The organism is Ureibacillus sp. MALMAid1270 (assembly GCF_049202975.1).
Lineage (GTDB): Bacteria > Bacillota > Bacilli > Bacillales_A > Planococcaceae > Ureibacillus.
Genome location: NZ_JBMIRP010000024.1, coordinates 21,641 through 34,954 on the forward strand (window position 1 = coordinate 21,641; position 13,314 = coordinate 34,954).

Here is a 13,314-nt window from a genome sequence, read left to right on the forward strand (position 1 = left end):
GCCCCCCATCACCTAATCCGCCCAATCACACTTTTGGATATACCAGTTATTCTTGATAATTGTCTAAGGCTTACCCCTTTTAACGTTTTAACTTTTGCTAAAATAGTATCTCGGTGAGCTTTGTCTAATTGTTGCAGTTGACTTGAGTTAGCAATGCCAAACGTATATAAATAGTCCCTGACTTCCTGATCGGTTTTCTTAATGTTGTAGTGAACCTCTAAACACTGGTCATTATTTTGTTGTTGCATATAGTCGATATATAATTGTATGGCTTTTGTTCGATCTTTTGAAAATAATTGAAGTCCATAATCGATATCGATATTTTTGCTATTGTGGAGATAATCATTGACACTTGTCCATTGACTGTCAAATACGTTCGACACTAAACCTGCCTTCAACGGATTTTGATGGATATACCGCAGGACAGTTATGAAATAAACGGTATTTTCGACATTTTCACTTTTAAATCGTTCTTGAAATAAATGTCCGAACCTTCCGTATTTCCAATTAAACCAATAGACATAACTAGAACAAATTCGCTTCATGGCAACTGAAAGTTCCTCTTCCCCTTCTTTTAATAACAAATGAATATGATTGTCCATCAAACAATAGCTATAAAGCACATATTGGCTAATCTCTCGATACTTTTGTAAGATTTCTAAAAATCGCTGTTTGTCCTCATTTTCTTCAAAAATCGTTTGTTTATTGATCCCTCTCATGATGATATGGTAAATACCAGTTCTGCTCTTTTTCCTTGCTTCTCTCGGCATAATAAATCACCTCAAGCTATGATTGTAAGTACTAATATCCAAAACGAGATGAATGTCTTCAACACAAAGGATTAGCCTCTTCCCCGTCCACCGATTTTTCCTGATGTCACCATTTCTTTTGGCATATGAAGATTTTGCGTGCGCCTCATCGTAACGGCTTCCCAAATCGCTTCATTCGTAATGAATTCACTGCCATTCAAGTCAGCAATCGTTCGAGCAAGTCTTCTAATTTTCAATTGAACCCTTGTACTCCAGTTGTATTTACTTCCCCACATACGTAACATGTTTTCTTGATCTTCTCTTAATTTGGCACATTCAAATAATAGCTCATTGGAAGCGTTGGCATTTAGGAGTTGTTGGCCATATCGTTCGAATTGAATGTCGCGAGCTTTCATAACTCGAGCTCGAATCATTTCTGAAGTTTCGTTTCCTTGAGAAGTCTCATTCTCTAGTGAAACCGTATCTAATTTTAATTGAATATCCATTCGGTCATGAATGGGACCAGAAATTCGGTTATGATAAGCTGTAATTTGTTTAGGTGTGCATGTACAATAGTGAGACCTGGAACCAAAATAACCACATGGGCATGGATTCATCGCACCAAGTAACAAAAATTCGGCAGGATAAGTGACTGTGGAGGCAGCTCGACTAATGGTAACAACGCCCGTTTCCATTGGCTGTCGTAACATATCCAATGTCCGTTTGGGGAATTCAGCCATTTCGTCTAAGAAAAGGACCCCTCGATGTGCTAAAGAGATTTCGCCAGGTTTTGGTTGCGTTCCACCACCTATGAGGGAAACAGCAGATGCAGAATGATGCGGTGAACGATAAGGAGCAGTTGATGGATAAGCGTTACGTAGTCCAGCCAATTGATAAATACTCATCACTTCAAATCGAGATTCTTGGGTCAAAGGAGGAAGAATCGATGGAAATGTTTCGGCAAGCAAACTTTTTCCACAACCAGGGGGACCAACCATTAACACGTTATGACCACCTGCAGCTGCGATTTCCAGTGCCCGTTTTGCTTGTTTATGTCCTAGTATACTTTTGAAGTCCTTATCATAAGTATGTGGAGTTGAATCCACCGTTTCATTTGAGGAGATTGGCGCATGAAAGGATGCAGACAGTTGTCCTGAAAAAGAATCAATCACTTCTTGAAGTGTTTCGACAAACCGAAATTCAATACCATCGATTGAATCAAAAGGAACATCCAGAATTCTAGGTAAATAAAGAATCTTAAAACCTTCCTTTCTCGCTGCAATGATCGCTGGAAGCATGCCTTCAACTGATTTAATAGAGCCATCAAGTGATAAAACGCCTAAAAATGCAGCATCATTCGGAATCTTGTCTTTAATCTCACCAGCTTCATTCATCACGCCAATAGCCATGGCTAGATCAAAAATTGGACTGTTTTTCTTTTGTTCAGCAGGTGATAAATGAATAACCACTTTTTGATCGATAATTTGACAATCATATGAATAAAGTGCTGCCATCACCCGTTCCCTTGACTCTTTCACCGAAGTATCCGGAAGCCCAACAATACTCACCCCTTCTCCAGGAACTAACTGCACCTCAACCTGCACACGGTAGCCCTCAATCCCTTTCAAGCCAATACTTGAAACAACAGTAGCCAACTCTATCATCCTTTCTTTAGATTCAAATTATTTACATAAATAATAAAAGACTCAAAATAAAAAGTCAAGAACGTACGTTCTATTTTTAAGTAAAAAAAAGAGAATACATTAGTAACTTTATACAGCAAAGTAATCGTTCACGAACAATATATAAATTCAAATTATTATAAGTACCGTTCCTAAATTGTAAAAAATGGTGGGACGTGGTGCCTGTCCCCGCGTCCCTTAAGCCTGCAATCCAAAAACTATAGATTGAGGCTGTTCGTATCAGTACTATAAAGTATATTATTTTTATATTTCGGGTTCACTGTAAAAAAATGGTGGGACGAGGTACCTGTCCCCTCGTCCCGTTATATGTCCTATATTGTTCAACACAACCACCTCTGACTCCTATTTTACAAATTATTGTTAATTTATTCTACCCTTGAATTTACTTTTAATATATTTGTAAATTAGCGGGTAGTATTTCATCTATGTTCGTATAAACAGTAAGTTCCGGCTCCCTTTTCCAAAGTAGAAAGTTAAGGATTGCACATTTTGGCTCAATCAAGATTGCTGATGGAAAGTGGTCTTCGACCATTTTTTCTGGAAAAATATAACCCTAGTCCTGTGGGGAAATAAATGTCAATGGAGTTATTTGTAAAAAAATGGTGGGACGAGGTACCTGTCCCCTTGTCCCCTATGAAAATAGAGAAGTAGTAAAAGATTCTCCATTAAACTATAGAAAACAAAGAGAAGAATTAAATAAGAAGTTTATTCAGATAATATTGGCCGACCTGTATGAAAAGTCATTTGAATGGAGTGTACAAAAGGAAAAACCCGAAGGAAGAATTAGGTTTCCCGATATGAGTCTTAATATTGATTATGAGGGATACAATAAGTGGTATTTAGATTTCTATCCTAGTATTCATAGAAATCATAGAGGTCCTTCTTTCAACCTTAGTTTTGTATACGGTAGCATCTCAATGTATGAGTTATTTAATACGGATAAATACACTATTGTTGTTAATGATGAGAGAGAATTTAATATGATTATGAGAAGACCGCCTTTATCCCTCAGGGCTAACTTATATGTCATGCTCATTGATCTTGAATGGGGTAAAATTGTAAAAGAAGAGTCATTGTGTAGATATGGAAAAGAATAGTTACCAGAGGATTATGCAGGGGAAGCGTAGTTCATTTCTGTATTCAAATCAGCAAATTAACGCATTAAAGTATAGAAACCAAAAAAGCCACCCGCCAAGCTGCCGAATAAGACAGCCCAGCGGGTATAACCCCGTTCATTCACATGTTTAGAATTTGTTAAGTTAATAAATTTCCATTACTTCTGACGCATTACGTCTATGGGATGAGGCAACCCTTAGTTTTTCAGGCACTTTACCAACTGCAATCATCATAATTAAAATTTCAGAATCACTAATCTTTGCAGTTCTTTTTAATCTTTTTTCACTTGAATCAACAAGAGATAAATTTAATGGACATGTTCCTAAGCCTAATGAATGTAAAGCGTAGATTAAAGACATTGCATACATTCCACCATCAATATAACCTTGGTTTCTTTCATTGACTGCTACAAAATTTTCCCTCTTAGAGGTTACGATTAAAATTTTATTTGCAGTTTCTCCAAACCCTGCATTCCCATATTGGCATTTTAGCACTTCTTTTTTTAATTGTTCGTCGCTGTAAACATACACTCTAGAACTCTGTCTATTACAAACAGAAGGAGTTTTTTGTGCAATTTCAACAGCTTCTTTTATTAAATCTAAGCTGACCTCATCTGGAGTAAAATTTCTAATACTATATCTAGAATAAGCAAACTCTTTAAAATTAGTAAACTTCTTATGAATATCTGTTCTAAATAGTTCCGTTACACCACCAGTTGTCAGGTTATTTTCTTTTGGCGCTTTATTTTTTAAGTTAGTAATTTTATTCAGGAGGTCATCCATTGTTTGACCACTTCTAACATTAAAATCATGATAAGCAAACAATGTGTTTAAGGTAACTATTGAAACTTCATCCCATCCATATTTATTTGTATAATTTACTAATAAGTCAACTAAAAAATAAACGTGCTTTTTACCAAAACCGGGCTTTGGATTTGGTAAAGATAACCCCTTTTCAATTTTATGATAGTAAAAAATTAAACTTGCCTCGTGGTGTTCTTGTGTTTTAACAGAATTAAAAACCCCCGAAAATTTAGCAAACTTCTTCATATCTATTAAATAGTTTTTTATTAAAGCAGCTATTAAATATGGTTTACTTTCTCTAAATGATTGAGATGTAAATTTATTCATTGTACTCAGCCTTTCCAATTCTATAATTTTTCTAAAATATTATATTCCACTTGTAAATAAGTACCAATATCTCAACTGATCCTAGTTTCTAACAAAACTGAAAAGGAATTGTAAAATGCTAATTTATTTATGAATGTATTTGGAAAACAAATTAGAAGTAGTCTCCGGTAATGCAGCAGAATACAATTCTTTAATTTCCTCGTACTCAATCGATCTACCTAAGTTCGAGGTGCAAAAGTTAAAGAGTTTTTGAGAATTCTCTTCCATTTGTTCAATATCGCATTTCAAGCATAGTGCAAGCGGATAATCCTTTAAAATATCTATAACTTTATCATCATCTAAAGAATAAATATGAACTATAGGTTTTCCTGTGGCAATATATTCAAAAATTTTGCTTGGAATTTGATAAGAAACGCTATTCCCTAAATTAATTAGTATATCAGCGTTATACATTGCAGACTGTGCTTCTTCAAATGCAACTCTTCCATGTAAGATTAAAGTATTTTTTAAAGACGGTATAAATTTATTTAAGATAGAATCACAATCTCCTGTTGTATACATGTGTAATTCTGATATTTTGTTAATTCCTGATATTTTAAAAGTATTCAAAAAGTACTCTGGATTTCTTATTTTCTGGTAAAGCGCACCGGTATATACAATTTTAATTTTGTTGTTTCGACTAAAAACCTGTGAAAGATTTTTATTATCTACTTTACCTAGTAAAGGATGCTCTGTTAGAACTATTTTTGATTTATGTTCTGAGAAAGGTGGTTGGGAAAATATCTCTTCTAACTGAGGTAATATGAATACCTTGTCAGATGCTTCAATTACTTTTTTTTCAAGCGCAAGGTGCCTTTTTTTTCTTATTTTAGTAACAAATGAACCCTTATGCAGAGCAATATTCTGAGTAAATGGATCAAACAAATAAGGAATAAATACCGTTTCCTTTTGGTCTAATTTTAATTTATATCCTGCAACAACTGATTCATACCCCAAAGAAACAGGGATTATTGCAGAAACCTTTTTTTCAAAATTAATAGCCTTTGTATTTTCATAAAACTTGTTAATTATACTTCTTCTTATACTGGTAGGTTTAATTAAAAACACTAAATAGTTCAGTATCCTAAAAAGTTTGAATATGACTCCAAATAAAACCTTAGTATAGGAAGATTCTGAGCTAAGATATTTTCCCTTTAAAAGGTTAAGAATATATGCATAATTATCCCTAATTCTTATTACATTTACACCATCCATACTTTCTTTAATAATCTTTTCTTCACCATAATGTAGGCAAATAACAGAAACTTCATAATTTCCTTTTAAAGACTGAATTACGTTAAATGCACAATTGCTTGTAGCGGTAATGTTAGGTTTATAGTTCGAAAGTAAAAACACAATATGTTTCAATTACTTAAACCTCTCTTTTATTTTTCAAATTTTTAATTTCATTAATAAATAAAATTATGTCGTTCCTTTTTAGAACGATATATACAGCCAATACTATTAAATAAATAATAAATGAAAGGACTCCATTAAGAATTGATGTTATTAAAATAAATGATGCTATTATTAAGAGTTCTTCAATAATATTAAGATTGGACATTCCACCCATTTTCTTTTTAAGAAAAATTTCTGAAGAATAACAACGCCATAGTAGTGTCAATAATGTACTTACGGCTATTACTTCAATGCTATCAAAAATTATAAAAAGAGGAATGCCAATAACAAGGAAAACAGCTATACTAGATAAATTTGCCAATAGCATTGCTTTTTCTTTTCTAAGCACTTTATAGAATGTATTATTAACAATCTGCATTTTACTTTGAGCCACTACGATGGGAAATAATATAAATAAATAATCTAATGTGGGAATATATTCAGTCATTATATTTTCAATTAGCCATCTTACTGGAAAGTAAACTAACATCATACTAAATATTAATACGGATGTCATTGAGTTTAATCTCTTAAAACTTGTTATTTTTTGAGTATCTGTCATTCTAGCAATAATTGGGTATAACACAAGACTAATAGCTGTTATAAACATTAATGCCAAATTTGTAGAAGTAATTGCAAATGAATATAATCCATATTCTTCAATACTTTTAGTATGCTCAATAATAATTCTTCCTAATCCTATAAGAAGCATACCCACTAGATTTGCAAGTAACAAATTAATACCGATTTTAATATTTTCCTTAAATTCTCTGAAACCTTCTACTAAAGATACTCCCTTAGTGAAAATAATTTCCTTACAATTGTAGATATTTATAAGTAAGACAATAATTTTCGATATAACATCTAGAGCCACAACAATCTGAAAATATTTGAAATCGAACAAAAATAACAATGAAATAGCAGTAATCATTGTTATTTTGTCAATTATTGTAGTAAAACTGTATAATTTCATACGATTCGTGATCTGATATATCATAATAAATACACTATTACATCCTAAAATAAATATTGTAAATGAAGCAAATCTATAAGCAAATTGCATCATTGGATCTGCCTCAAAACTTATTAATATATTTAATAGAGTAACAAATAATATTAGCATTATAGTATAGATCTTATAAGCGGTATGGAGAAGGGGTTTAGGTAACTCATTATAATCATATTTCCCGTACTTAAGGTATATCCCATCACCAAAACCTAAACCTAACACAGCAAAATAACTACTATAAAATAAATAAATCTGCCAGTAAGCAAAATGTGTTACACCTAAAAAATTGGGTAATACGAAAGAAGTTAACAAACTTAATACATATGCAATAATTTGTGAAGTAACAACATAAACAATATTTCGTAGACCTAATTTTAGTAGACCATTATTCAAATTAAATACTCCTTTTGGAGGTACACAATAATATTAATAATACTGCAGTATTAAATATTTTCACTTATGAAATTCTTTGAACTTTGAACAACTTCTTCAATCTTAATAGATTTAAAATGATAGGGAATAGAGTCTAGGATTTTTCCAAAATCTTCTTTTCTTTCTACCACTCTATTCTTATTATCCGTAATCTCTAAAAGATTTTCGATTCGTGTTCCTCTTTTATTATTTAATTTAATTGAAGCAAAATCCTTATTAAAAATAATTGAAAATGCTGTTCCATGAAATGAGTTGGTTATTACATAATCAGCATTCATAAAATAACCTAAAAATTCTTCTGGTCCTGCAGCTCTGATATGATAATCAGATTTGTACCTGTTGATAAAACTTCCAATTGATACAATCTTTAAATTGCGCGCTTCTGCAACCTTTCTGGCTAACGGTGTAACTAGAGGGTCATTTTCCAATGTATATATCAGTAGATATTTATCTATTTTCGGCTTTTTTGAAATTTTATTATAATCTCCCTTGTTAAGTAAAAACACAGGATCTACAACAAGTTCCGACTTTTTAATTCCTAGGTTTTCCAATATCCCTCGTCCTGATTCTTCCCTTATAGAAATAGCATCAAAAACTTCTAGATGTTTTTTGATCAGATTCTTTTCTTCATTTTTAACATATTCCTTTCCAAAACTTGCAGCATACGAAACCTTCTTACCAAAAGTAACAAAATCCAGAAAGAATGCAGGATCGACACCTTTAGTAATGTCACTATTCCATACCTGATCACTACCCACTATATATACATCACCCTTTGGATTACTTTCCTGAAGTTGAGAATAAGTCTTAAAAGTATTATTAGTAAGTTTTAAATTCTCATTAATGAATTTATTAAAACGATAACTCTTAAGAATTCTAAAAGGCAATGAAATAAAAGAAGAGACTATTGACCTATGAATTGGAATATTATTTTGCTTTAATTGTATTATTTTGTATTCATTAGATATATAATCAGGTCTATAATCAATTATTTCATTTTTATATCCTCTTTGTATTAAATAGCTTTGTAATGCAAATGCCTGCAATACGGCACCGTAATTATGCGCACTATGCATTGTTAATGTTAATACCCTTTTCATGTTTTCTCCTCAAATTCTGTCTTTTCTTTTTGTTTTATATAATAAAAATAATTAATTAAGAGTTTTTTATACGGCTTCTAAACTCAAATAGTTTTGCCGTAATAAAAGATCCGAATACTTTTTGAAAAAGTTTAATAAGTTTTATATTAGCTCTGTTTGAGTAATTTAATAAATTAATATTATTATTTATTAGCTTGATTAAACTTTTTCTTTCTAATTTAGATACCTTGTTTAGCTGTAAAAAAACAGCAGCAAAGTTAAAGGCAAAGCGGTTGTAGATACTCTGTTTTATTGTCTGAGGTAATTTACTATCTTCAGCAAAGTCTATCCAGTACTTACTTAAATTTATGGAATCAGTACATTTCTTTAAATCTAAGCTATTAGTTATAGACTCAGGCCTCTCTAACCTATAGCAGACATGAGGGTTGTTATTAAAGGACACTACTTTTGCACAAAGCATAACCTTAATGAACCAATCAATATCTTCTCCTATAACCAAATCTCTCTTAAAAAATAAATTATTGGTTAAAATAAATTCCCTATTGTAAATATTTCTCCATGCTGCCCAAGTTTGTTCTGGAATTTCATCAAATAAATATGAAAGAATTTCCTTTCCTTCTCTTAAGGTTACTTTACTTGCATCATATTCAAAGGGAACTGTTCTTTTATCATTTTTACTTTGATAATAATAATTAAATTTACCTAAAACTATATCTAATTTATTTTCACTTACTATTGCTTCTATTATTTTCATACATTTTTCTTCTAAAAAATCATCACTATCAAGAAACATTATATAGCTTCCAAATGCATTTTTTATTCCATAATTTCTACTCTCAGAGGCTCCTGCATTTTCCCTGTGGAATACTCTTATTCTTGAATCACGTCTCGCATAGTCTTCACATATTTCTCCACATTTATCAGGGGAACCATCATTTATTAGTAAAATTTCAATATTATCTATATCCTGAGATAATATACTATCAATACATTCACTTAAATATTCTTCAGTTTTGTAAACAGGAATTATAATACTAATTAAAGGCTTCATGCTTTCTCCTTCATTTTAAAAAGATTGTTCTACCCTGAAATTTTCATTTAGTTGAATTGAATTTTTTTCATTCAAAACCTTGCCTCTAAAAAGAATTGCTAAAAGTAAAATAGCCATTGAATACATTGTGCTAAGGCCACCGGCAGTCACCCAAGACATATACATTACTATCATAATTAAGAAGTTATCAAAATTAATTTTCATCTTTGCGATTACAAAGAATATTAATATGTTCCATACGAAGAACCCTATTAAACCTACATTAGAGATAATTGTTGGTAAGAAACCAAACGCATAACTTGTACCTACTCCAATTCCAAAAAAAGGTCTAGATACTAACAAATCGAAATTTTCTAGTACACTAATTAATCTAACATGCTCTGAAATTGTATAATCAACTTGTGTTACATCTTTAAATAACATTAGACTGTTAATAATTCTATTTAAATAATACGAAAAGTATTCAGAAAAGAAAATAAAGGGAAAAGTACAAGCCATAATAATAAAAGCAAATATTTTTTTCTTATTAATTACTGCATAGATAGCTATAATACAAATTGCAAGAACTACACCCATTAATGCTCTACTAAGTAACAATTCTATTATTGCAATAATTAGAAATATATTGTTTTTTCGGTTAGTCTCTTTTGATAAAATAATTACAAATGAATAATAGAATATTCCTATCGAAAGCTGTGAAGGCTCTCTCGTTAGTCCTTGTAGCGAAAATATCCCGTCTCTAACTAATAAGTCGGTAATTGTTGAATTTCCAATTCCGAATATCCAGTTGACTGCAGTATTGTAAAAACTGCTTTTAAATATATTTTTAATTATGAACTCAATTAAAACTAGGATTATTACAATATTACCTGTTCCTATAAAATACTTCTTTAAAATATTTATGTCCTTCTTTTTAATAACACTAATAGCAGCTATCGCGATTAAGATGAATAGTAATATTCTTAATGTCATTTTTATACTCTGAAACGTAAATTGAGCGTTTGTTGATTCACCAGTACCCCAACCCATACCATAAGTAACAATAGGTTTATCAATTGGGTTTATAATTAGCATAGCATTACTTATTATTACTACAAATCCTAGGAGGAATCCGAAAAAAACCAAACCTTTGTTTAAAGGTTGCTTAATTATTATTATTATAGAAAGAACACCAAGTAATAATAGCAGGAATTCAGAATAGGTAAACTCATAGGAACCAAATCTTAGAAAATAACCCACGTTAACAAACGATTCAACAGAAATTGTGATTGCTAATAAAGAGACGTAAATTTCCTTGAAGTTCTTTTTTTTAACAAAAACAAAAAATACTACTAAAATAATAAATAAACCAAAAGGATACAAAAAATCTACCTCTTTCAATTGGAACATGTAACATATAGAGCGCTAATACATGAATTACATATCATTAGATTCTATATACTTTACTTTGTTCTTGTATGTGGAAAATAGTAATTCAGCAAGTTTATTTGAATCAAACGGCTCAAAAAAATAGGCATTTTTATAACCATCCAAAACTTCATGTGAGAAAGGACAATCCGATGCTATAATTAATCCCCTATGCAACCTTGCTTCTAGCAAAGGTAATCCAAAAGTTTCTATAAATGATGGAAATAATAATATTGATTTTGTATAAAACTCAAAAACTTTATCTCTTTGAAGGTTCCCAACAAATTCTATAGGTAATTGGTATTTTTTTACTTCTTGATATAAATTGGCAATATTCTCATTTTCGTTCCCATCTAATGTAAATATTACTTTGAAATTAATATTCTCACTCTTTAATTTTTTACATGCCTCAACAATTACCTTATGGTTCTTATACACAAACTCACTTGCAGGATAAAAAAAAGTAGAATAGGATTCTTCGTTTGGTTTAAAATATTGCTTCACAGCTAAATTAATTTTAGGTGGTACTACTTTAATTTTCTCACTTTCAACATTCGTCTTTTCAATAATAGCTTCTTTCATCCATTTAGTTTGAACAATTACTTTATCCGCTTTTTTTATTGATTTAATTATTTTTCTTGAGATTATGTTTTGATATATCCATAAATGCCTATTTTCTTTTAAAGAAAATTTATAGTCTATAAAAGGTAAACAGTTATGAACATATAAAGTTTGTGTAACATCAGTATTTGGAATAATAATATTTTGGTAAGATATCACTTTATCAATTTTGTAGTCTTTTATTAATCTAGGAGCGATAATATTATCAAAGTATAACCTATGAAGCCAACTCTTTTTCACCCATGGAAAGCGCAGTACTCTAATATTCTCAGTTTCTTCAAGAGTTGGCTTACTAAGAACAAAAGTCCAATTAATAATCTTTTCCTGTGAGTTCCTTACTTCTCCATAAAATTCATTTAAAATTGATAATGCTCCAACAGTCTCTGCTGGAACATTAAAAACCATAATATTCATATGAATATCTTATCCTTTCCCCCAAACAACCTTATTCACAATAGGTGTATAACTCTGAATTAGTTTTATAACTTTAACTGAAACATTTATATCTTGATAATCAATAACTGGTTCAATTAATTCATTACTTTCCCACATGCTTCTACATAATTCAACAGACTGAATTACATCATCCTTTTTAATTCCACCCAGTATAATAGCTCCTTTATCCAATGCTTCAGGGCGTTCAGTAGATGTTCTGATTGAGACAGCTGGAAATCCTAATATAGAGGCTTCTTCTGGAACTGTACCGCTGTCTGATAGCACACAAAATGCATTTAATTGAAGTTTATTATAATCAAAGAAACCAAATGGCTTTAGATTTTTTACTAAGGAGTGAAATTTAAAGTCTCTTTTCTCGATAATATTTTTACTTCTTGGATGAGTAGAATAGATAACTGGTATTTGATAATACTCTGCAATTTCATTAATTGCATTCATTAACGATAAAAAGTTTTCCTCATTATCAATATTTTCCTCTCTATGTGCCGAAACTAATATATAATTTCCTTTTTCTAATCCAAGAGTTTCAAGAACTGTACTCTTATGAATATTATCTTCATATTTTTTCAGAACTTCTGTCATAGGAGACCCAGTCACATAAATATGTTCCTTTCTTACTCCTTCAGAAATTAGATACCTTCTTGCATGTTCGGTGTATGGCAAATTGACATCAGATATGTGATCAACAATCCTTCTGTTAATCTCTTCAGGTAAATTTTCGTCAAAACAACGATTCCCAGCTTCCATATGAAAAATAGGAACTTTAAGTCTTTTTGCTGAAATTGCTGATAATGCTGAATTTGTATCTCCTAAAATTAGTAATGCATCGGGTTTTTCTTTGCTAAGAAGTTCATACGATTTAGCGATAATATTCCCCATGGTTTCACCTAGATTATTCCCAACACTCTCTAAGTAAAAATCAGGCTCGCGGATTTCTAATTCTTCAAAGAAAACCTGGTTAAGTGAATAATCCCAATTTTGGCCTGTATGAACAAGTATATGATTAAAATATTTATCCATTTTCTTAATTGTTTCACTTAACCTTATTATTTCAGGTCTAGTTCCTACGATCGTCATAACTTTAAGTTTTTTCATTAAAATCT

Annotated in this window: 11 protein-coding genes; 1 reads left to right on the top strand and 10 read right to left on the bottom strand. The window is 31.0% G+C overall.

Annotated features, from left to right (window positions below; translation table 11 throughout):
• Positions 1-8 precede the first annotated feature (8 nt).
• Positions 9-770, bottom strand: coding sequence for a transposase (locus tag ACOQFO_RS02130; protein ID WP_421688069.1), 762 nt, complete (start codon positions 768-770; stop codon positions 9-11).
• A gap of 71 nt (positions 771-841) precedes the next feature.
• The gene (locus ACOQFO_RS02135; RefSeq protein ID WP_421688070.1) at positions 842-2,404 is read right to left on the bottom strand and encodes a YifB family Mg chelatase-like AAA ATPase; all 1,563 of its coding nucleotides are present in this window, start codon (positions 2,402-2,404) and stop codon (positions 842-844) included.
• 647 nt (positions 2,405-3,051) lie between these two features.
• On the opposite strand from ACOQFO_RS02135, the gene ACOQFO_RS02140 reads away from it, so the two are divergent.
• Positions 3,052-3,549 (top strand): hypothetical protein, encoded by a 498-nt coding sequence (locus ACOQFO_RS02140; RefSeq protein ID WP_421688071.1) that lies wholly within the window; start codon positions 3,052-3,054, stop codon positions 3,547-3,549.
• A gap of 162 nt (positions 3,550-3,711) precedes the next feature.
• On the opposite strand, the gene ACOQFO_RS02145 is transcribed toward ACOQFO_RS02140, so the two are convergent.
• The 8 genes from ACOQFO_RS02145 to wecB form a co-directional block, all read right to left on the bottom strand.
• Positions 3,712-4,698, bottom strand: a complete 987-nt coding sequence (locus ACOQFO_RS02145; protein WP_421688072.1) for a nitroreductase family protein — start codon at positions 4,696-4,698, stop codon at positions 3,712-3,714.
• A gap of 123 nt (positions 4,699-4,821) precedes the next feature.
• Positions 4,822-6,105 (bottom strand): hypothetical protein, encoded by a 1,284-nt coding sequence (locus tag ACOQFO_RS02150; RefSeq protein ID WP_421688073.1) that lies wholly within the window; start codon positions 6,103-6,105, stop codon positions 4,822-4,824.
• 4 nt (positions 6,106-6,109) lie between these two features.
• A complete protein-coding gene (locus tag ACOQFO_RS02155) occupies positions 6,110-7,537 on the bottom strand; it encodes a lipopolysaccharide biosynthesis protein (RefSeq protein ID WP_421688074.1) in 1,428 nt (475 codons plus the stop codon).
• Between the two features lie 50 nt (positions 7,538-7,587).
• On the bottom strand, positions 7,588-8,676 hold the full coding sequence (locus tag ACOQFO_RS02160; RefSeq protein WP_421688075.1) for a polysaccharide pyruvyl transferase family protein: 1,089 nt from the start codon (positions 8,674-8,676) through the stop codon (positions 7,588-7,590).
• A 55-nt stretch (positions 8,677-8,731) separates the two neighbouring features.
• Positions 8,732-9,727 (bottom strand): glycosyltransferase family 2 protein, encoded by a 996-nt coding sequence (locus tag ACOQFO_RS02165; protein WP_421688076.1) that lies wholly within the window; start codon positions 9,725-9,727, stop codon positions 8,732-8,734.
• A 15-nt stretch (positions 9,728-9,742) separates the two neighbouring features.
• A complete protein-coding gene (locus ACOQFO_RS02170; protein WP_421688077.1) occupies positions 9,743-11,089 on the bottom strand; it encodes a hypothetical protein in 1,347 nt (448 codons plus the stop codon).
• A 54-nt stretch (positions 11,090-11,143) separates the two neighbouring features.
• Positions 11,144-12,169: a glycosyltransferase gene (locus ACOQFO_RS02175; RefSeq protein WP_421688078.1), complete on the bottom strand. Its 1,026-nt coding sequence runs from the start codon at positions 12,167-12,169 to the stop codon at positions 11,144-11,146.
• 9 nt (positions 12,170-12,178) lie between these two features.
• Positions 12,179-13,306: a non-hydrolyzing UDP-N-acetylglucosamine 2-epimerase gene (gene wecB, locus ACOQFO_RS02180; RefSeq protein ID WP_421688079.1), complete on the bottom strand. Its 1,128-nt coding sequence runs from the start codon at positions 13,304-13,306 to the stop codon at positions 12,179-12,181.
• Positions 13,307-13,314 lie beyond the last annotated feature (8 nt).